General features: G+C 58.1%; 19 protein-coding genes and 1 tRNA gene. 10 read left to right on the top strand and 10 right to left on the bottom strand.

Features of this window, described 5'->3' with window-relative positions:
• Positions 1-4: 4 nt before the first annotated feature.
• Positions 5-859, bottom strand: coding sequence for a site-specific integrase (locus tag HEQ17_RS01215; RefSeq protein ID WP_296290885.1), 855 nt, complete (start codon positions 857-859; stop codon positions 5-7).
• A gap of 150 nt (positions 860-1,009) precedes the next feature.
• Between HEQ17_RS01215 and HEQ17_RS01210 the strand changes: the two genes are divergently transcribed.
• A complete protein-coding gene (locus HEQ17_RS01210) occupies positions 1,010-2,224 on the top strand; it encodes an IS256 family transposase (RefSeq protein WP_296290884.1) in 1,215 nt (404 codons plus the stop codon).
• 145 nt (positions 2,225-2,369) lie between these two features.
• Positions 2,370-2,921 (top strand): transcription elongation factor GreB, encoded by a 552-nt coding sequence (gene greB, locus HEQ17_RS01205; RefSeq protein WP_296291191.1) that lies wholly within the window; start codon positions 2,370-2,372, stop codon positions 2,919-2,921.
• Between the two features lie 9 nt (positions 2,922-2,930).
• Here the strand turns inward: greB and HEQ17_RS01200 are convergent, their stop codons facing one another.
• The 4 genes from HEQ17_RS01200 to HEQ17_RS01185 form a co-directional block, all read right to left on the bottom strand.
• Positions 2,931-5,201 carry a bifunctional (p)ppGpp synthetase/guanosine-3',5'-bis(diphosphate) 3'-pyrophosphohydrolase gene (locus HEQ17_RS01200; RefSeq protein WP_296290883.1) on the bottom strand — a complete coding sequence of 757 codons (2,271 nt, stop codon included), beginning with the start codon at positions 5,199-5,201 and terminating at the stop codon, positions 2,931-2,933.
• A 122-nt stretch (positions 5,202-5,323) separates the two neighbouring features.
• The gene (gene rpoZ / locus HEQ17_RS01195) at positions 5,324-5,524 is read right to left on the bottom strand and encodes a DNA-directed RNA polymerase subunit omega (protein ID WP_296290882.1); all 201 of its coding nucleotides are present in this window, start codon (positions 5,522-5,524) and stop codon (positions 5,324-5,326) included.
• Between the two features lie 32 nt (positions 5,525-5,556).
• Positions 5,557-6,177 (bottom strand): guanylate kinase, encoded by a 621-nt coding sequence (gmk, locus tag HEQ17_RS01190; protein WP_296290881.1) that lies wholly within the window; start codon positions 6,175-6,177, stop codon positions 5,557-5,559.
• 11 nt (positions 6,178-6,188) lie between these two features.
• A complete protein-coding gene (locus HEQ17_RS01185; RefSeq protein WP_296291190.1) occupies positions 6,189-7,091 on the bottom strand; it encodes a YicC/YloC family endoribonuclease in 903 nt (300 codons plus the stop codon).
• Between the two features lie 176 nt (positions 7,092-7,267).
• On the opposite strand from HEQ17_RS01185, the gene rph reads away from it, so the two are divergent.
• The 8 genes from rph to HEQ17_RS01145 all read left to right on the top strand — a co-directional run bounded on the left by rph (position 7,268) and on the right by HEQ17_RS01145 (position 19,910).
• Entirely contained in the window at positions 7,268-8,020 is a 753-nt protein-coding gene (gene rph, locus HEQ17_RS01180; protein ID WP_296290880.1) for a ribonuclease PH, read from the top strand.
• 19 nt (positions 8,021-8,039) lie between these two features.
• Entirely contained in the window at positions 8,040-8,663 is a 624-nt protein-coding gene (locus tag HEQ17_RS01175; RefSeq protein ID WP_296290879.1) for a non-canonical purine NTP pyrophosphatase, read from the top strand.
• Between the two features lie 5 nt (positions 8,664-8,668).
• Complete coding sequence (hemW, locus tag HEQ17_RS01170) at positions 8,669-9,886, top strand: radical SAM family heme chaperone HemW (protein ID WP_296291189.1); 1,218 nt, start codon at positions 8,669-8,671, stop codon at positions 9,884-9,886.
• Between the two features lie 517 nt (positions 9,887-10,403).
• Positions 10,404-14,771: a hypothetical protein gene (locus HEQ17_RS01165; RefSeq protein WP_296290878.1), complete on the top strand. Its 4,368-nt coding sequence runs from the start codon at positions 10,404-10,406 to the stop codon at positions 14,769-14,771.
• Between the two features lie 180 nt (positions 14,772-14,951).
• Positions 14,952-15,131 (top strand): hypothetical protein, encoded by a 180-nt coding sequence (locus HEQ17_RS01160; RefSeq protein WP_296290877.1) that lies wholly within the window; start codon positions 14,952-14,954, stop codon positions 15,129-15,131.
• On the top strand, positions 15,088-16,377 hold the full coding sequence (locus HEQ17_RS01155) for a TolC family protein (RefSeq protein ID WP_296290876.1): 1,290 nt from the start codon (positions 15,088-15,090) through the stop codon (positions 16,375-16,377). The genes HEQ17_RS01160 and HEQ17_RS01155 overlap by 44 nt, the downstream gene beginning before the upstream one ends.
• Positions 16,378-16,380: 3 nt before the next feature.
• A complete protein-coding gene (locus HEQ17_RS01150) occupies positions 16,381-18,666 on the top strand; it encodes a type I secretion system permease/ATPase (RefSeq protein ID WP_296290875.1) in 2,286 nt (761 codons plus the stop codon).
• A gap of 17 nt (positions 18,667-18,683) precedes the next feature.
• The gene (locus tag HEQ17_RS01145) at positions 18,684-19,910 is read left to right on the top strand and encodes an HlyD family efflux transporter periplasmic adaptor subunit (protein ID WP_296290874.1); all 1,227 of its coding nucleotides are present in this window, start codon (positions 18,684-18,686) and stop codon (positions 19,908-19,910) included.
• Positions 19,911-19,933: 23 nt separating this feature from the next.
• On the opposite strand, the gene HEQ17_RS01140 is transcribed toward HEQ17_RS01145, so the two are convergent.
• The 5 genes from HEQ17_RS01140 to ureC form a co-directional block, all read right to left on the bottom strand.
• Positions 19,934-20,021 (bottom strand) — tRNA-Ser (locus tag HEQ17_RS01140).
• A gap of 69 nt (positions 20,022-20,090) precedes the next feature.
• Positions 20,091-20,756 carry an urease accessory protein UreG gene (gene ureG, locus HEQ17_RS01135; protein WP_296290873.1) on the bottom strand — a complete coding sequence of 222 codons (666 nt, stop codon included), beginning with the start codon at positions 20,754-20,756 and terminating at the stop codon, positions 20,091-20,093.
• On the bottom strand, positions 20,753-21,442 hold the full coding sequence (locus HEQ17_RS01130; RefSeq protein ID WP_296290872.1) for an urease accessory UreF family protein: 690 nt from the start codon (positions 21,440-21,442) through the stop codon (positions 20,753-20,755). The genes ureG and HEQ17_RS01130 overlap by 4 nt, the downstream gene beginning before the upstream one ends.
• Entirely contained in the window at positions 21,432-22,130 is a 699-nt protein-coding gene (ureE, locus tag HEQ17_RS01125; RefSeq protein ID WP_296290871.1) for an urease accessory protein UreE, read from the bottom strand. The genes HEQ17_RS01130 and ureE overlap by 11 nt, the downstream gene beginning before the upstream one ends.
• Entirely contained in the window at positions 22,130-23,848 is a 1,719-nt protein-coding gene (gene ureC / locus HEQ17_RS01120; protein WP_296290870.1) for an urease subunit alpha, read from the bottom strand. Before ureC ends, ureE begins: the two co-directional genes overlap by 1 nt.
• Position 23,849: the final 1 nt, after the last annotated feature.

Here is a 23,849-nt window from a genome sequence, read left to right as displayed (position 1 = left end):
CTGCCTATGCGATTTGCGGAACCAATTCTGCGAGCCTGTTCCCCAAGCGGTTCCACGCATCCCGCTTTTCCTCAGCATAGTCGTATGTCTGGTACGTCCGCACAAGCTTGCTGGGTTCAACATGGTTCAGCACACGCTCAATGATGGCCGGGGCGACATGCAGCGATTGCATGATGGTCGCACCCGTTCGCCGCAAGTCGTGTGGCACCCAATCTCCGTTGACCAGAAGTAGGGCATCTGAATTCTTGCTGCGATTTTTCATAGGCTTTCGACCAATTGCAGCCATCTGACGATCACGGACCTGCTTGGTTGTTGACTTCATACAGACATGGGTGGTGCCGGTAGTGTCAGGGAAACACCACTTCTCGCTGGATGCAATCGCTTTGAGTTCTTGGAATTTTTGAAGCGCAAAGGGCGACAAATAAATGGTGTGAGCTTTGCGATTTTTAGAGTGTTCTTTTGGAATCACCCATTCGCTAGCATCAAAGTTGACGTGTTCCCATCGTGCTTGTATGACCTCGCCAATACGACAGCAGCATGACAGCATCAACCACATGGCAATTTGTGTTTTCGGCATCAGGCCAGATGCTGGAAGTTTTCGAGCAAGTTCGCGGATTTCGTGCTCGTTAAGAGCACGGTTTCTTTCTGCTCCCTCGTATTCTTTGGGAAGTATCTTGTCTTCCTTCAGGTTAATTTCTTCGGTGGGGTTTTCAATCAAGTTCTTCCAGGCACGTTTGCGCGCCGCCCACCGAAACATTTGCTTCAGGTCAGCGAACAGCGTGACCGATGCGCGGTAAGAACCCCGTTTAACAACATCGCGCAACATTTTTTCGATATGTTCAGGTTGAACGCTGCTCAACTTTAGATCGCCAGCAATAGGCAATACGTCACGGGCAAACGACCGTCGCAGTTCTTTTCCTCCGTCTTTGCGGTCAACAGTGAGGGTGTCCTAAATTTTGTGTAAACGGTCAAATGGCAGGAAACTGCCGAACATCCAGAAAGATGAACCATGACCGTCAGCAACGAATTGATCGACCAGCTGCTCGCTGGCTATAAAAAACCTGAAGACCTCATCGGCGAGAACGGCCTGCTCAAGCAGCTGACCAAGCGCCTTGTGGGGCGCGCTTTGGAAGCCGAGATGACCGAGCACTTGGGTCACACCAAGAATGCCAGCGTGGCCAACGCCGCTGGCAATGCCCGCAACGGCAAAAGCAAAAAGACCCTCAAAGGCGACTTTGGCGAGCTGCCCATTGATATCCCCCGTGATCGCCACGCCAGCTTTGAGCCGCAGATCGTGCCCAAGCACCAGACGCGCTGGACGGGTTTTGATGACAAGATTTTGTCCCTGTATGCCCGAGGCATGACGGTACGTGAGATTCAGGGGCATCTCCAGGAAATGTATGGCACCGAGGTGTCGCCCACGCTGATCTCATCGGTTACGGATGCCGTCATGGACGAGGTCAAGGCTTGGCAGGCGCGTCCACTGGATGCGCTGTACCCGATCGTTTACCTGGACTGCATCCACGTCAAAACCCGTGACTCAGGCGTGGTGCGCAACAAGGCCGTATATCTGGCCTTGGGCATCAACATGGCGGGCGAGAAGGAAATTCTGGGGCTGTGGATTGCCCAGACCGAAGGGGCCAAGTTCTGGCTGCAGGTGGTCACGGAGCTCAAGAACCGGGGCGTGGCTGACATCTTCATCGCCTGCGTGGATGGTTTGAAGGGCTTTCCCGAGGCAATAGAGGCTGTATATCCGCAAACGGCGGTGCAGCTGTGTCTGGTGCACATGGTGCGCCACAGCCTGAACTATGTGAGCTGGAAGATGCGCAAAGTGGTGGCCGCAGACCTGAAGACCATCTACAGCAGCGCAACTGCGGATGATGCCGTGCTGCGGCTGCAGGAATTCGAAGAAAAATGGGGCGCTGACTACCCGACCATTGAGAAATCGTGGTGCAGCAACTGGGAGCGGATCGTGCCGTTCTTTGAATATCCTCCAGAGATTCGGCGGATCATTTACACGACCAACGCCATCGAGTCGGTGAACATGAGTCTGCGCAAGGTGACCAAGAGCCGGGGCTCGTTCCCCAGCGATGAGGCATTGCTGAAATTGTTCTACCTGGCGCTGAACAACATCAGCAAGAAGTGGACGATGCCGCTCAGAGATTGGAAAGCCGCATTGACCCGGTTTACCATTCAGTTCGAAGGCAGGATGCCCAATGACTGATCTCAGCCCCGTTTACACAAAATGCCGTACACCCTCAGGACCTGCCCATGAACCTCAAGCTCTCGAACCGCCCGGTGCGGACCCGCATGCCGGGTGGTGTGGCAGGGGTGCCTCCTACCGGAGGCCCCCTATGCCGATTGGGTCAATGACCATGAGCCAAACCACACCCCCAGAATCTGACGACGAAGAATTGGGCTTGCCCGCCTTGCCTGCGGGTGCGCGCAATTACATGACCCGTCAGGGCTATGCGGCCATGAGAGCCGAGTTGTTTGCCTTGATCGATGACGAGCGCCCCAAGGTGGTGGAAGTCGTGCACTGGGCCGCCAGCAACGGCGACCGCTCCGAAAACGGTGACTACCTTTATGGCAAAAAACGACTGCGTGAAATCGACCGCCGCATCCGTTTCTTAACCCGGCGACTCGAGCTGGCCGAAGTCGTTGATCCTGCGGTACACCACGGCAGCGACCAAGTGTTTTTTGGCGCCACGGTCACGTATGTCGAAGCATCGGGCACCGAGCGCAGGGTGACCATCTTGGGCATCGACGAGGCCGACAGCTTGTGTGGCCAGGTCAGTTGGGTGTCGCCGATCGCCCGCACCTTGCTCAAATCAAGAGAAGGCGACGAGCTCAAATTGCTCACCCCAGCAGGCGTGCTGCGCATTGAGGTTTTGAAAGTGTCCTACCCCAGCCCGGCTTGAGCCACCTGGTCAATGGGCCAAGTTACCTTTGTGGGTTTGCCGCTCTGCCTTGATGACCGAAGGTGTGCGTTTGAGGTGACGCAACACTTGTTCCAGATGGGCAGTGTCATGCACTGCGATCACAAACTTCAATTCAGCCGTGTCCTGAGGTGTTTCTTGCCCCATGTCCACGTGGACGATGTCGGTCTCAGCGCTGGCCATGGCACCAGCGACGCGGGCCAGTACTCCCTTACCGTTCACCACGGTGACATTGATGGCGGTTTCAAAGCTTCGCGTCAACTCATCAGACCATTCCACACCAATGAAGCGCTCGCTGTCTTTGTGTTCGAGCTTGCGGGCAGTCGCGCAGTCCCTGGTGTGCACGGCCAGGCCTTCGCCACGACCTAAATAGCCCACGATGTCGTCACCAGGCAGAGGGCGACAGCAACGAGAAAAGACCACCGATGCGTTTTCACTTCCATCCAGGATGATCGCCCCTTGTGATATGGATTCATCGGCGGTGAATCGCTCACGCGTGAGCAACAAAGCATCAGGTTTTTGGCCCATTTCCGATAGCAAGGCAGTGAGACGTTTGGCCACGATGTTGGCAATCCGTTTTCCCAAACCGATGTCCATCAGCAAGTCTTGAAGGCTGCGGTTGCCAGTGAAGCGCAGCAGTTTTTCCCAGAGCGCATGGTGGGCGTCATCGTTGGCGGGTAGTTGCTGGATTCCCTCAGCGCGCATCGCTTGCGAAAGCAACTTTTCGCCCAAGTTCACCGACTCGGTTTGCGCCATGTTCTTGAGGTGGTGTCGAATTTTGGAACGAGCTCGTCCGGTGCGCACGAAACCCAGCCAGGCAGGGTTGGGGGCCGATACAGGGGCGGTGATGACTTCGACCACATCGCCGTTTTTCAGCTCGGTGCGTAAGGGAGCCTGGTCGCCGTTGATGCGTGCAGCCATGGCGTGATCGCCGATACGGCTGTGGATGGCGTAAGCAAAGTCCACTACAGTGGCTCCGCGCGGCAAGGCCATGATCTGGCTCTTGGGCGTGAACACATAGACTGCGTCTGGAAACAGGTCGACCTTGACATGATCCCAAAATTCAGCAGCGTCGCGGGTTTCGGTCTGGATGTCGAGCAGTGACTGAAGCCATTGTGTACCCAGGCGTTCGGATTGAGCGCTGGCCGACTCATGTTCTTTGTAAAGCCAGTGCGCCGCCACGCCCGACTCAGCCACCAAGTGCATGGGCTCGGTGCGCATCTGGAACTCGACGTTCACGCCGGAAGGGCCTACCAAAGTGGTGTGCAGCGATTGGTAGCCGTTGACTTTGGCAATCGCGATGTGGTCCTTGAACTTGCCAGGCACGGGTTTGTAGATTTGGTGCAATAAACCCAAAGCGGTGTAGCAGTCGATGACAGAGGGCACGATCAAACGAAAACCGTAAATGTCAGTCACCTGTGCAAAGCTCAGGTGCTTTTCATCCATCTTTTTGTAGATGGAGTAAAGCGTTTTTTCGCGACCACTGACGCGCACTTCCATGTGAGCCTGCGCAAAAAAATCCTCTACGTCTGCTTGAACTTTTTGAATCAAGTCGCGTCGACGGTTGCGTGCGCGTGATACGGCTTTGGAGAGCACGGCATAGCGCCAGGGCAGCAGGTGTTTGAACGACAGGTCTTGCAGTTCGCGGTAGATCTGGTTCAGACCCAAACGGTGTGCAATCGGTGCATAAATTTCCAGTGTCTCGGATGCAATGCGCCCCCATTTGCTGCGCGGCATATCGGACATGGTGCGCATGTTGTGGGTTCGGTCGGCCAGCTTGATCAGAATGACACGCACATCGCGTGCCATGGCCAGGAGCATTTTGCGAAAAGATTCGGCCTGATTTTCTTCACGGGTGTTGAATTCGAGCCTTTCAAGTTTGGTCAAGCCATCCACCAACTCGGCTACGGGCGAACCAAAGCGCTCGATCAACGCCATTTTGGTGACGCCACAGTCTTCCATGGCGTCGTGCAGCAGCGCGGCGGCCAGAGCCTGAGCATCGAGCCTCCATTCGGCGCACAAACCAGCCACTGCGATGGGGTGAGTGATATAGGGCTCGCCACTTTTGCGCATCTGGCCCAGGTGGGCTTCGTCGGCATATTTGTAGGCGCGGCGCACCATGTCGGTGTCTGATTCGCTCAGGTATCCCAGTTGCGCCTCCAGCACAGCAAAGCTGGCGGCGGCCGCATTGGCAGCCGCCGGGTCCGGCGCTTTGGGGCGACTGGAGCCTGCTTTGGGAGTTTTCGGGAGGACGGCGCTCATGGCATCAATGTAACGTAAGCTTTGGCGGGCTTGAAAAAATCCAAAAAAAAGCCCCATCACTGGGGCGTTTTGTGGTGAGGTTGGGCATCTGGTTCGGGCCAGACCCTCTCAGCGGTTCAAATTCAAGTCACGCGTTTGAGCATCTCGATTCCGACTTTGCCTGCAGCAATCTCTCGCAGTGCAGTGACACCGGGTTTGTTTTTGCTCTCAATGCGAGGGGTGTGGCCCTGGCTCAGCATGCGAGCACGGTAAGTGGCGACCAAAACCAGCTGAAAGCGGTTCGGAATTTGTTCCAGGCAGTCTTCAACAGTGATGCGAGCCATGATGGTTTTCCTTGAGATATGCTGAACGGAATTCAGCCGATTTTGAGCGCTTGGAAGGTGTCAGGCCGGGCGCGGCGCTGCACATGGTACTTGAGCCGCTGGGCATGAACAATCGCTTTGAGGTCAAACAGGGCACGGTCAAATACTTCATTGATTATAACGAAGTCGAATTCCCGGGCCTGTGCCATTTCAACTGCAGCGTTTTGCAAGCGCAGCTCGATGATCTCCGGCGAGTCCTCGCCCCGGCGCTCTAGGCGCGAGTGCAATTCTTCCCAACTCGGCGGCAAGATGAAAATCAGCACCGCGTTGGCGTACATCTTTTGGATCTGCAGGGCACCCTGGTAATCGATCTCCAAAATCACGTCTGTACCTTGCGCCATGCGTTCCTCGATCATCTTTTTCGAGGTCCCGTAGCGCTGGCCGTGTACATGGGCCCATTCGACAAATGCGTCGCCTAGCACCATGGCGTCAAACTCTTGTGCCGAAGCAAAAAAGTACTCGCGCCCATGTTTTTCCTGGCCCCGTGGGGCGCGGGTGGTGTGTGAGACGGTGGGGTGTACGCGCGAATCCAGCTCCATCAAGGCCTTGACCAGGCTGGATTTGCCAGCCCCGCTGGGGGCGGCCACGACAAACAGGTTTCCGGGGTAATCCATAGGGAAGCTCTTTATTCGATGTTCTGGACTTGTTCGCGCATTTGCTCGATCAGCACCTTCATGTCGACCGAGATGCGCGTCATCTCCAGCACGGCCGATTTGGAGCCCAAGGTGTTGGCCTCGCGGTGCAGCTCCTGAATCAAGAAGTCCAGGCGTTTGCCAATGTCACCGCCCTTGGTGAGCAGGCGGCCGAGTTCGTCCAGGTGTGAGCGCAAGCGGGTCAGCTCCTCGGCCACGTCGATGCGGATGGCAAAAGCGGTGGCTTCGGTGAGGGCCCGGTCTTGCGCGGCTTCGGGTAGGTGGCTGCCATCGGCCAGAGCCATCGCGTCTTTCCAGCGCTCCAAAAAGCGCTGGCGCTGTTGTTCCACCAATTGGGGCACCAGGGGCACGGCCAGTTCGGCCAGGCTGCGCAGCAGTGCAATGTGGCCTTGCAGCATCGTGGTCAGGCGCGCACCCTCTCGGGCGCGGGCTTCGCGCAGGGCGTCCACCACTTGGGTGGCCAGTTGCATCCAGGCGGCTTCGTCAAGGGCGGCTTGGCCCGAACTGCCAGCGCTCATGCGCAGCACATCGGCCACGCTCAGGCCACGGGCACTGGGCAACCAATCTTGAATTTTTTCTTGCAAGGCCGCGATTTTTTGCAGGGTTTGGTGGTTGGGTGCTTGCAGGGTGGCACCATCTCCGCCGTCTTGGCTGGCGCGCACTTCGACTTTGCCGCGTTTGATCTGGCGCGTGATCAGCTCGCGCAGGCCGGGTTCGAGCTGGCGCAGTTCTTCGGGCAAGCGAAAACTCAGGTCGAGGAAGCGGCTGTTGACCGAGCGGATTTCAAGCCCCAGGCGAGCGGTGGAGGCCGCGCTGGCGGGGGCTTCGCCGTCTGCGGGCAGCGGGCTGTGCTGCACGCTGGCGTAGCCGGTCATACTGTAAACTGACATTGAACTGGTTCCTTCGCGCCGCAGGCCGAACACCGGCTTGGGGCAATTGCCTGAACCCAAGCCCTTGAAGGGCTTGGCAAAGCATGAAACACGGCATTATCGCAAACTCGCCCATGCCTCTTGCCGAGGCCAGCATCACACCACTCGCAAAAGACTCACCCATGACATCCACCTCTGTTCGTTCCGGCCGCGCTGCCGACGCTTTGCGCGCTGTTCGCATCACCCGCGGCTACACCATCCACGCCGAAGGCTCGGTCCTGATCGAGTTTGGCCAGACCCGCGTGCTGTGCACCGCTTCGGTCGAAGAAAAAGTGCCGGGCCACAAAAAGGGCAGCGGCGAAGGCTGGGTCACGGCCGAATACGGCATGCTGCCCCGCGCCACCCACACCCGGGGCGACCGCGAAGCCGCACGCGGCAAGCAAAGCGGCCGCACGCAAGAGATCCAGCGTCTGATTGGCCGATCGTTGCGGGCCGTGTTTGACCTGAAAAAGCTGGGCGAACGCACCATCCACCTGGACTGCGACGTGCTGCAGGCCGATGGCGGCACCCGCACGGCCAGCATCACGGGCGCTTTTGTGGCGGCGCAAGACGCCGTGAACTGGTTGATCGCGACCGGCAAACTGACCGAATCCCCCATCCTGGACCGCGTGGCGGCCATCTCGGTAGGCCTGAAAAGCGGCACCGCTTTGCTGGACCTGGACTATCCCGAAGACTCGGCTTGCGACACCGACATGAACGTGGTCATGACCGGCGCGGGCAACTTTGTGGAAGTGCAGGGCACGGCCGAAGGCGTGGCTTTTACCCGCGTTGAGATGGACCGCATGCTGGCGCTGGCCGAAAACGGCATTGCGCAGTTGGTGCAGTTGCAAAAGCAGGCGCACGACCAGCCTCAGAACCTGACTTTCAGCGCCTGAACCACTGGGGATGGCGCACATGAAAATCGTTCTCGCCTCCAACAATGCGGGCAAACTGGCCGAGCTGCAAACCCTGTTGGCGCCGCTCCACATGACGCTGGTGCGCCAGTCCGAGCTGAACATTCCTGAGGCCGCAGAGCCATTCAAGACATTCGTTGAAAACGCCCTGGCCAAAGCCCGCCATGCCGCACAGTTGAGCGGCATGCCCGCGCTGGCCGATGACGCGGGCCTGTGTGTCGATGCTTTTGGTGGCCAGCCCGGCGTGGACACCGCCTACTACGCCACCCGCTTTGGCTACCCCAAAGGCGATGACACCAACGTCACCGCTTTGCTGGAGCAAATGCAGGGCATCCAAGTTGCTGAAAAGCGTCGCGCCGCCATGGTCAGCACCCTGGTGGCCGTGCGCAGCGCTGACGACCCGGAGCCTTTGATTGCCGTGGGCCGGGTGGTGGTGCAGATCACGCCCGAACGCCGGGGCAGCAATGGTTTTGGCTTTGATCCGGTGATGTACTTGCCCGAATTTGGCAAGACCTTTGCCGAGTTGCCCCCCGAGGTGAAAAACGCCCACAGCCACCGGGGCCGCGCTGCGCAAGCCATGCTGACGTTGATGCGTGAACGCTGGTTGGACAGCGCTGCACCATGAACCAGATGATGGACCCTGTGCACGCCATGCGCCCCGGCGTGCTGCAACTGAACGCCTTGCCGCCGCTTGCTCTGTACGTGCACCTGCCTTGGTGCATCAAGAAGTGCCCGTATTGCGACTTCAACTCGCACGAGTTCCGTGAGGGTGCAGATCCGGTGTCGACACAAGATGCCTACATCCACGCGCTGTTGGCCGACCTGGAAGCGAGCTTGCCGCTGATTTGGGGTCGCAGCATCCAGACGGTGTTTTTGGGCGGCGGCACGCCCAGCTTGTTTTCGCCTGAGGCGATTGACCGTTTGATTTCGGGGATTCGAGCCCGCGTGCGCCTGGCACCCCAAGCCGAAATCACCATGGAAGCCAACCCTGGCACCTTTGAGAAGGACCGTTTCAAGGCGTTTCACCAAGCCGGCATCACCCGCTTGTCGATTGGCGTGCAGAGTTTTGACAATGCGCACCTCAAAGCCCTGGGCCGTGTGCACGACCGCGACCAAGCGCTGGCTGCCGTGACCGAAGCGGCGCAGGTGTTTGACACCTTCAACCTCGACCTGATGTACGCCTTGCCTGGCCAAACGATCGAGGGCCTCACGCAAGACATTCAGACCGCTTTGGCTTTTGCGCCGCCGCACATCTCGATCTACCACCTGACCATCGAGCCCAACACGGTCTTTGCCAAGTTCCCGCCCGCTTTGCCCGAGGAAGATCTGGCCTACGAGATGATGGACCGCATCACCGAGTTGACGGCCTTGGCGGGCTTGGATCGTTACGAAGTGTCGGCCTATGCCAAGCCGGGCCATCAGTGTGCTCACAACCTGAACTATTGGCAGTTTGGTGACTATTTGGGCATTGGCGCGGGCGCGCACAGCAAGCTCAGTTTTGCGCACCGGGTGATGCGCCAAGTGCGTTACCGCGAGCCTGCGCTGTACATGCAGCAGGCCATGAAGGGCGAGCCCGTCACGCAAAGCACCGAGGTGTCGCGCCAGGACTTGCCGTTTGAATTCATGCTCAACGCCTTGCGCCTGCGCGGTGGGTTTGCTGTGGCTGATTATGCGGACCGCACGGGTCTGGCCATGACCAGCATCCAGGCGGGGTTGCAAGAAGCCGAAAAATTGGGCTTGATTGGCCGCGACCTGCACCGGGTCTGGCCCACCGAAAAAGGCTTTGATTTTTTGAGCGACTTGCAATCCCTGTTCTTGTCAAACAGCGATAGCGCACAGGTTCAGTGACGGAGCAGGGACTGTCTGGTGCCCACAAACTCGAAGCTGTAAAGCATCGACTGTGCCCCCGGTACATTGCTCCCAAAACCGGGCCGGACGTCGACCTTGGTGTTCAACACAGTTCGACCAAATACCCTCCATATCCACTGGCTTTTCGAGAGCACGCTCAAGCGTAACTCTCGTGCGGCCTGGTTTTGACTGAAGTCATTGAGCGTGCGTTGTGTAAACCACAGAAGCTTGGCGCGTCATCGGTTGATCCCTTGGATCAGGGCGTCAGGCTGTGCTTGTTGATCCGCGCGACCACATCAGGCGCAGAAGGCGAAGCCATCAGGCACTGGTTCTTCGGTTTGAGCAGAAGAACCCACTCATGGAGCACCTATCCAAATGAATACTTCGACTGTTGGATGTACAGCAAGATTAATCACAGCATCATGGTCTTACTGCAAATCAGAAGTTTGCAGCTCCCCAATAGGGAATTTAATCAACACAAGTCGACCACCAGCTTGGTTGACACTTGGAGTTCACCATGGCTCAAAAAATCACAACAGGGAAAAATCCTTCTTCTCGGAATGCCCTCGACGACGAAGGCAATTCAGGCAATAACTCGCTGTACGGGCAAGTCAATGCATTGGCCAGTCCAGACAGCAACTCCCCTTGGTTCCTTTCAAAGACAAACAAGCTCTTAGGCAATCTCGACGTTTCACAGAGCGAATCCAAAGCCTTCAATGCATCAGCATCGCTTGACTCTCCCGCGCGCACGGGTGATCCCATATCCAGCAAAGTCGACAAGGTCTATCAGCACTGGGCCGATGGCGATGCAGCAAGCGGCACCAAAGCCGAATGGAACAACAACATCTTGTCAGATAGCAAATCGGATTACTTCGAGGGCGAAGTCGTTCCCCACGTCTTTTACTACACAGCGAGCAACAGCCAACCATTGGTCAACGGTCAGAGCTACTCCTTCAATGTGACCTACAACTACTACCAGGCCAACACGAATGCTGGTGGCTTCTTGTTCATGACTTCGCCCGATGTGGACCGCGACCCCACCAACTTTGCTGGCATCGCAACCACAGAAGACGTCATCTTTGACAACGGGGGCGGCACTCTGGGCAACTTCCAGACGGTCAACGCCAACATCACCGATGTGAGTCAGGTCACTTACACCACTACAGTCGGCGGCACGATGGATGGGCAAGTCACCATCACCTTCATCTACACGGGCTCCACCACAAAAACCGGTGGTGCCGAGATCCAGTACGGCCTGATGATCGCCAATCCCGGCGCAGTGCCCGACCAAGGCAGTGGCCCGACTCTGGGGGCAACAGCTTGGACGGGAGGCTCATTGCAGACCACCGTCGACATCGGTGGCAAAGGGGCCATGTCGCTTCAGCTGATGACCTCCGCCATTATCGATGGCGAAATAAGCGGCATGAAGTTCAATGACATGGACGGTAACGGCGCCCGGGATGCCGATGGCATCGACAATGTTGCAGGCACAGCAGACGACGAAGTCGGTATGGCCAGTTGGACCATCTTCCTAGACAAGGATGCCGATGGCGTGCTGGACGCTGGCGAGCGCTCCACCATCACAGATGCTCAAGGCCGTTACAGCTTCTCGGTCACACCCGATGCCGATCCAACGGACCCTGATAACGACGCCTATGTGGTGCGAGAAGTCCAGCAAACGGGTTGGGTGCAAACCACACTCAACCCCCTTGGCATTGTGATCACTGCCATGTCCCCCAAATTCATGGATGTGGATTTTGGCAACCAGCAGCTGATGCCAGCGCTCAACATTGTCAAAGATGCCACAGTCCCTGGCGGTACCGCCAACGTGGCTGGCGAAGTCATCAGCTACACCATCACTGTACAAAATACGGGCAACCAGATGCTGACAGGTGTGACGGTGGCTGACCCAATGATCAGTGACTTGACTCTGGTGCCCAACGCCGCTTCCTCCGATGGTGAATTGGATGTGGGCGAAACTTGGACTTGGACTGGCACCCATGTGGTGACGCAAGCCGAGATCGACGCCGGTACACCCATCGTCAACTTGGCCACTGCCGACTCCAACCAGACTGACCCAGACACCGATGACGCTTCTGTCGCTGTGGAGCAATCTGCCAGCCTGAACATCGTCAAAGATGCTTCTGTCACAGGTGGCACCGCCAACGCCGCAGGCGAAGTCATCGACTACACCATCAGCGTGCAAAACACCGGCAACCAGACGCTCACAGGTGTGTTGGTTTCTGACCCATTCATCAGCAACCTCACACTGGTCGCTGACGCAGCCTCTGCCGATGGTGAGCTGGATGTGGGTGAGACCTGGTCCTACACCGCCAGCCACGTCGTCACGCAAGCCGAGATCGACGCCGGTACTCCTATCGTCAACTTGGCAACTGCCGACTCTGAGCAGACAGGTCCTGATACCGATGACGCTTCTGTCGCTGTGGAGCAATCTGCCAGCCTGAACATCGTCAAAGATGCTTCTGTCACAGGTGGCACCGCCAACGCTGCTGGTGAAGTCATCAACTACACCATCGCTGTCAGCAACACCGGCAACCAGACGCTCACAGGCGTGTTGGTTTCTGACCCATTCATCAGCAACCTCGCGCTGGTCGCCGATGCCGCTTCTGCCGATGGTGAGCTGGATGTGGGTGAGACCTGGTCCTACACCGCCAGCCACGTCGTCACGCAAGCCGAGATCGACGCCGGTACTCCTATCGTCAACTTGGCCACTGCCGACTCGGACCAGTCAGGCCCCGACACTGATGATGCTTCGGTGGCTGTGGAACAGGCCCCCTTCATCGCAGTGGACAAAGCCATTGCCAGCATCACCGGTGGCAACGGCAACATCGCAGCAGACGCCCCTGGCGATCTGCTCAATTACACCATCACGGTTTCCAACCCCGGCAACATGACCCTGACCGATGTGACCATTACCGATGTCCTCACCGGCATGAATGTCGTGGGTGTGACCCTGTCCCCCGGACAAAGCCAGACCTACCTGACCAGTTACACATTGACGCAGCAGGACCTGGACAGCAATGGCGGCGGTGATGGATACGTCGAAAACACCGCCACAGCCGACAGCGCACAAACTGGCCCAGTGAGCGATATCGAGCCCATTCAGTTGCTGCCACGCCCTTCGCTGTCACTGAACAAGGCCTTGGTGAGTGTGACCGGCGGCAACGGTAACACCATCTTGGATGCTGCTGGCGATGTGCTTTTGTACAACGTCACTGTCGCTAACGAAGGCAACATCACCTTGACCGGGGTGTCGGTGTTGGACCCTTCCACCGGCCTTAATGTGACGGGCCTGACCCTGGAGCCCGGCGAAACAGCGGTTCTCAACTCCAGCTACACGCTGACCCAAGCCGATGTGGACAGCAACGGCGATGGTGACGGGTACCACGACAACACAGCGACGGCGGATTCCGACCAGACTGCAGCTCTGTCGGACACCGAATCGAGCCCCTTGTTGCGCACCATCGGACTGGGTGTTGAAAAGAACGTCACAGGTGTCACCGGCGGCAACAACAACGGTTTTGCAGACCAGGCCAGTGAGATACTGAACTACTCCATCAACGTCTTCAATGCAGGCACCGTCACCCTGACCAACGTCACCGTCTACGATGACTTGACAGGGCTGAGCCAGACGATTGCCTCGTTGGCGCCTGGCGCGAACCAGAACTACCTGACCAGTTACACGCTGACTCAGGACGATCTGGACAGCAACGGTGGTGGCAATGGCTACATCGAGAACTCCACAACAGTGGATTCAGACCAGACCGAGCCTACTCAGGACAACGAGACAGTGCAACTGATCCGGACACCCGTTTTGTTCCTGGACAAGACTTTCCTCAATGTCACAGGCGGCAACGGCAACAACCTTGTCGATGCCGTGGGCGATCTGCTGAACTACCGCATTGTGGTGGCCAACCCAAGCAATGTGACCTTGACCGATGTGTCTGTCAATGAACCGTTGACTGGCCTGAATGTGGCGGGTCTGACCTTGATACCCGGCCAAACCCAGACCTACCTGACCAGCTACACGCTGACCCAGGCTGATCTGGACAACAACGGTGGCGGTGATGGCTACATCGACAACATCGCGATAGCGGATTCGGCCCAGACCACGCCAATCAGTGATATTGAATCGGTCCCGATCCTGCGCAGCATTGGCATGGCGTTTGACAAGCGCATTGTCAGCATCAACGGAGGCAACGGAAATTCCCTCGCCGATGCCGCAGGTGATGTGTTGAACTATGTCTTTACCGTTAAGAACGAAGGCAGCGTGACCTTGACTAACCTGACGGTGGTCGATGATCTGAACGGCATGAGCGAGTCGCTCGCTTCGTTGGCACCTGGCGCCACGGTGGTCTACAACTCCAGCTATGTGCTGACACAGGCCGACTTGGACAGCAATGCCGGAGGCGATGGAGTTCTCACCAACACGGCCATTGCAGACACCAACGAAACCCCTTCCTTTGTCGACGCGGAAGGCGTGACGGTGGTCTACCAACCGGGCATTGACCTGACGAAGTACGTGTCGGTGGACAACGGCGTGACCTGGCTGGATGCGAACACCGAGACGGGTCCGGTGCTTTCGTCAAGCTTGGACATTGATCCACAATTCCGCTACACGGTGAGCAACACCGGCAACATCACACTGGCAGACGTCACGCTGACCGATGCGGTTTATGACCTGAATGGTGCTGCAGCTGGCACCTCATACTCCTTCGGAAATCTGGCTGTGGGTGCCTCTGCAGAGTTCATCTTCACGGATGCTGCATGGGCCGCAGGTCAGCAATCAGGAGATGCCGCAGTGGCGGTGGCCAGCATGCCTTTGGTGCTGGACATCGACAACGCCTACTACTTGGGTGTTTGAGTGGGAACATTGAACAACAAGAACCCCTGACAACCAGAGGGGAAGCGGATGTTGTAAGGGCAAGCCTGATAGCTTGCCCTTTTTTATGGTTACCGCTTTATCGGTAACACCACTATCGGTTTTAAGGGATGTGCGAAGTCGCCTGATCTATCTAAGCTGATGAACTGCAATGGTGACGACATGGCGCGCTCTGACTTGCATATCGACGATTCAAAACAGGAGTTTTATGCGCCAATTAAAAAAATGCATGGTTTGTTTGGCTGCGGTATTGCTCCCAATGGGATGCTGGTCACAAAGTCTTCAAGAGGCCATATCTATGGCGTTGGAACGTTACCCCAGCATTGCATCATCGCGCTATAAAACCGAAGCCGCGAAATCAGACATCACAAGAGCTCAAGGCGCACATTGGCCGCAACTGTCCTGGTCCGGCTCCTATAACGATTACCGCAACGATGGTCTGCCTAATCGCTGGATCCAGACACCTGTGCTGAGTCTGAACCTGTGGTCTGGCGGCCGCATTCAATCCGATGTTGAACGCTCGCAAGCGCAGGCCAGAGCCAGTCAAAATCAGGAATCCATCACGCGTGACGATGTGGCGCTGTTCACCAGCGAGGCCTACCTGCAATGGGCTCATCACATGAAGATGACTGTGCTGGCCAGGGAAAACCTGAATGCCCATGAAAAAATTCTGAACGATTTTCAGATCATCACCCGGGTAGATCCAGGCCGCCGCATCGATCTGAATCAAGCCCAGGTGCGTTTTGACAATGCCAAGTTGAGCATGATCAGAAGCGAAATCGACATGCGCCTGGCGGCTGAGCGCCTCGCTCGGATGATCATGGCGCCCGCCCCGCCCGAACCCAGCGGCCTGGAATTTTCGCCCACCATACCTTACCCAACTCTGGCTCGGGCACAAGCCGATCTGAACGATGAGCATCCTGTGATTGCCAGGCTGCTGGCGCAACGAGAGGCTGCACTGGCCAGCGTCCGGTATGCCCGGGCACAAGGGGCGCCCACCGTCAACCTCTCCCATGCGAAATCAATCCCCCCCGGATTGGCCCAAGGTCTGTTCGTCACGCAGCTTCAATTGAACGTGCCCTTGATCGACGGCGGTACCGCGCAAGGTGCTGTGGGCGTGGCTATGGCCAACCTTCGGTCACTTGAAGCCGACCTGCTTGAGACACGACTGATCCTCAATGAGCAATTGGCTTCTTCATGGGCCAACTGGCAACTATCAGGCCAACGAGCTGACATGGGAAAGGAGCAAACACGCACAGCGCAAACCCTGGCTTACGGATATGAACAGCAGTTCCGCGCAGGACGGCGATCCTTGCTGGATTTATTGAATATTCAAAGCGATCTTTACACCTACAAAAGCAACACAGCGACCGCCCTGAATGAGTCGCTTCTGTCACAGGTACGTATCCTGGCCCATCTCGGACAACTCGCCAATGCCTACAAAATCGCAGCCGCTGCTGCCTTGCCAACGGCTCGGCCTGCGACCATCGACATCCATCATTTACACACAAACACCCTAAGCCCTCTTCGTGTTCAGGTCCTGAGCCAGTCTGAAACCGATTCAACGTCCCCTTCAAATCTGGAGTAATCGATGGACGCAATATCCTTTCCAGCCACCGATGCCAAAAGTCTGTTCGGTGAACCGACCATGCCCTCAGCAATCGTAAACCCCCACCCTCACGAGCGTGACCCCTTGCTGGTTTGTCTGGCCTTGACCGCCAAACGGATTGACCGCGAGGTCCATCTCTCGGCTCTGCGGGCTGGTTTCGCGTTGGATGAGGAAGGGCGAATTCCCATGAATTCCTACCCCGAACTGGCCCGCTTGCACGGCATGATCGCCGTCTGGTCACGCACCAACCTGCATCAGTTACCCAGTTATGTGCTACCGGTCATCGTCCCTTTCGTGGATGGTCGGGCAGCCGTGCTGGTGTCAGTGGGCGGACAAACGGTCAAACTCCTGATGGCAGACACCGGCATGACCGAAATTGCCATGTCCATGGACGAGTTGCAACGCCTAGCCTATGGTGAAATTTTGGTGGTCAAACCCGCAGCACAAACATCGGCCCAGCAGATGGTGCCCTTCAAGGGCGAAGCTCTGGCCTGGTTCTGGAACACGGTGTGGCGCTACAAAGGGTTTTACATCGAATCCATCATGGCCGCTGTGGTGGCCAACGTGCTTACGCTGGCGACCATTTTCTTTGCCATGAACGTGTATGACCGTGTGGTGCCTACCCAAGCCTACACCTCGCTGTGGACCCTTGCCATAGGCACCACGGCGGCGATTTTGCTGGAATTCGGTACGCGCTGGCTCAAGGCAAGACTGGTCGATCTTGCGGGTCGCAAGGCTGACTTGAGCCTGAACGCCTTGCTGCTGCGCGAGATCATGACCATCCGACTCGAACACCGGCCACAGTCAATCGGCATTTTTGCCAGCTCCATGAGAGACTTTGAAGCGTTAAGAGACTTCATGTCTTCCGCCTCCATGGTGTTGGTGGTGGACATGCCCTTCATCCTGATGTTCATCATCCTGATCGGCGTCATTGGTGGTCCTATTGCCTGGATACCTGCAGCAGCTGTACCGATTTTGCTGATCGTGGGCCTGTGGGCGCAAAGACCCCTGATGCGGGCCATGCGCGAGAACATGAAGGAAAGTGGCGATAAGCAAAGCGTATTGGTCGAATCCCTACTCAATCTTGAAATGCTCAAAGCCCACAACGCTGAAAGCTATCTCCAAAGGCGCTGGGAAAACGCCAATTTGGCAGCAACCGATTCGTACAAAAAAACCCGTTCACTCACCAACCTCATGCTGGGCATGACAGCCTCCATGCAACAGTTGGTGACGGTGGGCATGGTGGTCTATGGCGTCTATCTGATTGGCAACAACGCCCTTACCTTGGGGGGCCTGATTGCCTCGGTCATTCTGGCGGGGAGGGCCATCTCGCCTTTGGGCAGCATCATGGCCCTTGCCGCACGCTACCAGCAAGCTAGCACCGCACTCGACACGCTGGATGCCCTGATGAAAAGACCACGCGATCGCGATGGCGAACGCCGCTATGTGGTACCCGAAAAAATATCGGGAGGACTGCGTGCCGAAGGTCTGGAATTCGCTTACCCGGGAGAGCACCAGATCCCGGTGATCCGCAATCTGTCCATCAACCTGGCGGCCGGGGAACACCTGGCACTGTTGGGTCGGATTGGCAGCGGAAAAAGCACCCTGCTGCGCCTGTTGGCTGGCTTGTACACGCCGCTGGGCGGACGTGTGTCTGTGGACGGAGTGGACCTACAGCAAATCGAACCCGCCGAGTTGCGCAGCCGGCTGGGCTACGTCAGCCAGGAAGCGCAGCTTTTTCTGGGGTCGCTGCGTGACAACCTGGTGTTGTCGGACAGTTGGATCAGTGACGCGAGGATCATCGAAGTGCTGCAAAAACTGGACATGTACAACGTGGTGGCAAGTCACCCCCGAGGTCTGGACATGCCGTTGACCGAGGCGGGTGGAGGCCTGTCGGGCGGACAGAGACAGTTGCTGGCGATTGCACGCTTGATGCTGCGCGACCCGGCGCTGGTGTTCCTAGACGAACCCACATCCATGATGGACCAAACCACCGAAGCCAAAGTCATTCAGGTTTTGGGAACGTGGCTGGAAGGCCGCACCATGGTGTTGTCGACTCATCGGCTGCAGTTGCTGACCTGGGTCGAACGTGTCGCTCTGATCGATCAGGGTCAGTTGCTGCTCGATGGCCCGCGTGAAGCAGTACTCGAGAAGCTTTCGACAGGTGTTCGCATGAAACCTGCGGCGGGAAAAACTTCCCGCGCAACAGCCCAGACGGATTTTGAGGCGGCAACACCGACCTCGCCTGTGGCCCCCGCCGCTGTTTGAAGACCTCAGGAGTCAAGATGTCCATTTCCCAAAAAAGCCACAAGCCATCTACGGCCTCAACCCGATCGAGCATCGAAGACGATGAACGTCGAACCAGTCGCAATCTGGTTGTCATCATCGGTGTAGCTCTGGTTGCAGCATTGTTTTGGGCAGCCACTTTCAGTTTGGAAGAAATCACACGCGGTACGGGTAAGGTCATTCCCTCTAGCCGCGAGCAAGTGATCCAGAGCCTGGACTCCGGAGTGCTGGCCGAGTTGCTGGTGCGCGAGGGAGATGCGGTGGTCAAAGACCAAGTCTTGCTCCGCATCGATGATGCCCGCGCGGGCCCGGTGTTTCGTGAGGCAAGAGTCAAATGGATCGCTCTCTCGGCTCAGGCTGCGCGGCTGCAGGCCGAAGCCTATGGAACGCCTATTCAATTTCCGAACCATGTCAAAAGCGAATCATCGGTAATTCGGCGAGAAACCCAGGCCTACCACGCGCGCAAACAGGCGCTCAACGAAGAAATGGCGGCCATGCAACAGTCCTTATCGCAGCTGTCCAGAGAACTCAGCTTGACCGAGCCCTTGGTAGAGCAAGGGGTGATGTCCGAGGTCGAATTGCTGCGTCTGAGGCGTCAATATGCCGATATGCAATCGCGTGTCGCGGAACGACGCAATCGATACCTGACCGATGCCAGCAACGAATGGGTTCGCGTGGAGTCAGAACTTTCACAAACCCGAGAAAACGCTCTGGCAAGGGAAGACGCCTTCAAGAAAACCGTGATCCGGGCACCAATGGACGGCATTGTGAAATACGTGCAACAAACCACACTGGGCTCAGTCATCCAGAGCGGTCAAAGCATCTTGGAAATCATACCTGTCAAGGACGACATGTTGGTCGAAGCCTATGTCAAACCCTCTGAAGTGGCTTTCCTCAAGGTGAACCAGCCTGCCATCGTGAAGTTGACTGCCTATGACTTCAACAAGTACGGCGGCCTGGAAGCCGTGTTGGACCACATCAGCGCCGACACCCTGCGCGACGAGAACAAGCCCCACAGACCTGGCGATGCACCAGTCAATTTGGAAGAAGGCTACTACCGCATCCTGGTGCGCATCATCGACAGTCGGCTGGATCGTCATGGCATGCGCATGGACGCCACACCTGGCATGACTGCCACCGTTGAAATCAAAACAGGTCAGAAAACTGTTCTTGAATATCTTTTCAGGCCCTTGCAATCGGTCAATGAAGCATTGCGTGAACGATAAACGTTTGGAAGAACCGTGATAAGTGGCGGAAGCGGTGAGATTCGAACTCACGGACCTTTTCAAGTCGCCGGTTTTCAAGACCGGTGCAATCGACCACTCTGCCACGCTTCCTTGGGATGAGATTGTAGCGATTTAAACCCTCTGGTTCGGGGTGCAAGCGCATGACGTGGCAAATGAGACTCAGGTGCTGCCCAGCATGCCCCGTTTTTCAATGAAGGCCACCACTTGGGCGAGGCCATCGAGCGTTTTGAGGTTGGTCATCACCCACGGGCGTGTCTCGGGGTTGGGGCGCATGCGGTGGGTGTCGTCGCGCATGACTTGAAGATCGGCCCCCACATGCGGGGCGAGGTCGGTTTTGTTGATGACGAATAGATCGCTTTTGGTGATGCCAGGGCCGCCTTTGCGCGGGATTTTTTCACCAGCGGCCACGTCGATCACGTAGATGGTCAGGTCGCTCAATTCAGGGCTGAAGGTGGCAGCCAGGTTGTCGCCGCCGCTCTCGATGAAGACCACGTCGGCGTTCGGAAATTTTTCCAGCATGCGGTCAATGGCTTCGAGGTTGATGGACGCGTCTTCGCGGATGGCCGTGTGCGGGCAGCCACCGGTTTCCACGCCCATGATGCGCTCGGCGGCCAGCGCGCCGCTCACCGTCAGCAAGCGCTGGTCTTCCTTGGTGTAGATGTCGTTGGTGATGGCGATCAAGTCCCAGCGCTCGCGCATGTTTTTGCACAGCATCTCGAGCAGCGTGGTTTTGCCGGAGCCCACAGGCCCGCCGATGCCCACGCGCAGGGGTGGCAGTTTTTTGGTGCGGTTCGGGATGTGGTGCAGTGCAGACGAGGTGTTCATGATCGGAAGATCCGGGAGTATTGGGTTTCGTGGCGAGACGACAAGATGGCCAACATGGGGCTGAAGGACTGGCGGTCTTCATCGTTGAGGTGCAAGGCGGTTTGCACCGCCTGCGGAATTTCGCGGGCCAGGCGCGCCAGCATGCGCTGCCCGGCGCTTTGGCCCAAGGGCACGGCCTTGAGGGCAGCTTGGGTCATGTTTTCGGCCCAGCCAAAGGCGACCGCTTGCAGGGCTTGGTCCAGCGGCGCTTGTGCCAAAGACAAAGCCAGCGCCATGGCCAGCGGGTAAGTGGGGGGCAGTTGGGCGCAGCATTGCAGCTGGGCGTCACTGGCTTGCTGCAGGTTGCGCAGCCAGTCGAGCAGCGAGCGGCCCATTTGTTCGGATTGCAAACGCATTTCGGCGGTTTCGCGGGTGGCCATCACCCAATCGTTCAGCGCTTGCAACCGCTGTGAGTCCATGCCTTGCCAAGCCGGAATGGCTTGTGCCATGACGGCCATGTCGCCGCGTGACTGCGTCAGGTGCAGTTGGTCCACCACCCAGTCGCTGGCGGTGGCTTCGTTGTGCACCAGGCCTTGCTCGATGGCGGCTTCGAGCCCTTCGGAATACGAGAAGCCGCCGATCGGCAACGCAGGCGATGCGAGCCAGATCAGTTGCAGCAGGCCCGAGGGCTGGGTCTCAGTGCCCATGTCCGCAGCCGGGGCCGTGCACATGCGGTTCAGCAGGGGCGGCACGGACGGGGATAGCAATGCGCTTGCCAGTTGTCGGCGTGGCGGCCGGTGTGGCGTGTTCGTGCTGGCAATCGGGCCCGTGCACATGAGGCTCTGCGTGGGCTGCGTGCGCATGACCGATATCGCCATGTTCGTGGCCATGCTCATGACTGTGCCCATGTTCATGCCCATGCCCATGTGAAGAAGCGCCGTGGTCGCCATACGCACCGTTTTCGGGCTCAAAGGGTTCCGACACTGCCACCACCGTCATGTGCATCGCCCGCAGCATGTCGGCCAGCACATGGTCGGGCTCGATCTTCAGGTGGTCGGGTTGAAGTTCAATCGGCACATGGCGGTTGCCCAGGTGGTAGGCCGCGCGGGTCAGGTCAAACGGCGAGCCGTGTTCGCTGCAAGCGGTGATGCGCAGCACGGCTTGCGGCGCGGCTTGCACCCGCACCAGCGAGCCGTCTTCGGCCACCAGCACATCGCCGCCGCGCACCACGGCGCCACGGGGCAAAAACACGCCCAAGGCGCGGCCTTGGTTGTCGGTGGCGTCAAAGCGGCTTTTTTGGCGGGTGTCCCAGTCCAGGGTGAGGGTGCTGGCGCGTTGGATCAGCACACGGGCCAGGCCGCGGCCCTGGGGCATGAGTTTGGAGCAAATGATCATCAGAACAAAAAGTAGCGTTGGGTCATGGGCAGGCTGGTGGCGGGTTCGCACACCAGCAACTGCCCGTCGGCACGCACCGCATAGGTTTGGGGGTCCACCTCCATGTGGGGCAGGTAGTCATTGTGGACCATGTGTTGCTTGCGCACGCTCCGGATGTTGTGCGCCACGGACAAAGGTTTTTGCAAACCAAAACGCTCGCCAATGCCCGCTTTGAATCCTGCGTTGGAAACGAAGGTCAGCGCACTGCGCGTGAGCGAGCCGCCAAAGCTGCCAAACATGGGGCGGTAGTGCACCGGCTGCGGCGTGGGGATGGACGCATTGGGGTCGCCCATGGCCGCCAGGGCAATGAAGCCGCCCTTGAGCACCAGCGATGGCTTGACGCCAAAGAAGGCGGGTTTCCAGATGACCAGGTCGGCCCACTTGCCCACTTCGATGCTGCCCACATCGTGGCTGATGCCGTGCGCAATGGCGGGGTTGATGGTGTATTTGGCGATGTAGCGCTTGACGCGGGCGTTGTCGTGGCGCGCGGTGTCGCCGGGCAGGCTGCCGCGCTGTTGCTTCATTTTGTGCGCCGTTTGCCAGGTGCGGATGATGACCTCGCCCACCCGCCCCATGGCTTGGCTGTCGCTGCTCATCATGCTGATGGCGCCCAGGTCGTGCAGGATGTCTTCGGCCGCGATGGTTTCCTTGCGGATGCGGCTTTCGGCAAATGCCAGGTCTTCGGCGATGCTGGCATCCAGGTGGTGGCAGACCATCAGCATGTCCACATGCTCATCCAGCGTGTTGTGCGTGAAAGGCATGGTCGGGTTGGTCGAGCTGGGCAAAAAGTTCGCCTGGCCCACCACCTTCAAGATGTCAGGCGCGTGGCCACCGCCTGCGCCTTCGGTGTGGAAGGCACACAGCCCGCGTCCCCGAGCCGCCTCGATGGTGTTTTCCACATAGCCCGATTCGTTGAGCGTGTCCGAATGCAGGGCCACCTGGATGTCGGTCTCGTCGGCCACGTCCAGGCAATTGCCGATGGCTGACGGGGTGCTGCCCCAGTCTTCGTGCAGCTTCAGGCCGATCACGCCCGCGTTGATTTGCTCGTGCAAGGCGGCCGGCAGGCTGGCATTGCCCTTGCCAAAGAACCCCAGGTTCATGGGAAAGGCGTCGGCCGCTTGCAGCATGCGTTCGATGTTGAAGGGGCCGGGCGTGCAGGTGGTGGCAAAAGTGCCGGTGGCAGGGCCGGTGCCGCCGCCCATCATGGTGGTCACGCCGCTGGTCAGGGCCTCGTCGATTTGCTGCGGGCAGATGAAATGGATGTGGCAGTCGATGCCGCCTGCGGTCACGATCAGGCCTTCGCAGCTGATGATCTCGGTGCCGGGGCCGATGACGATGTCCACCCCCGGTTGTGTGTCGGGGTTGCCCGCCTTGCCGATGGCGGCGATGCGGTTGCCGCGCAAACCGATGTCGGCCTTGACGATGCCCGAGTGGTCAATGATGAGGGCGTTGGTGAGCACGCAGTCCATGGCCCCTTCTTGATTGGTGCGCTGCGATTGCGCCATGCCATCACGAATGGTTTTGCCACCACCGAACTTGACCTCTTCACCATAGCTGCCCGCTTGCAATGTGAAGTCTTTTTCCACCTCAATGACCAAGGCCGTGTCGGCCAGGCGCACGCGGTCGCCCACGGTGGGGCCAAAGGTTTCGGCATAAGCGCGTTTGTCGATGTGGGCCATG

The organism is Limnohabitans sp. (assembly GCF_023910625.1).
Classification (GTDB): Bacteria; Pseudomonadota; Gammaproteobacteria; order Burkholderiales; family Burkholderiaceae_C; genus Limnohabitans_A.
The sequence above is the reverse complement of the archived record's forward strand: the minus strand, read 5'-3'. Positions and strand labels throughout refer to the sequence as shown.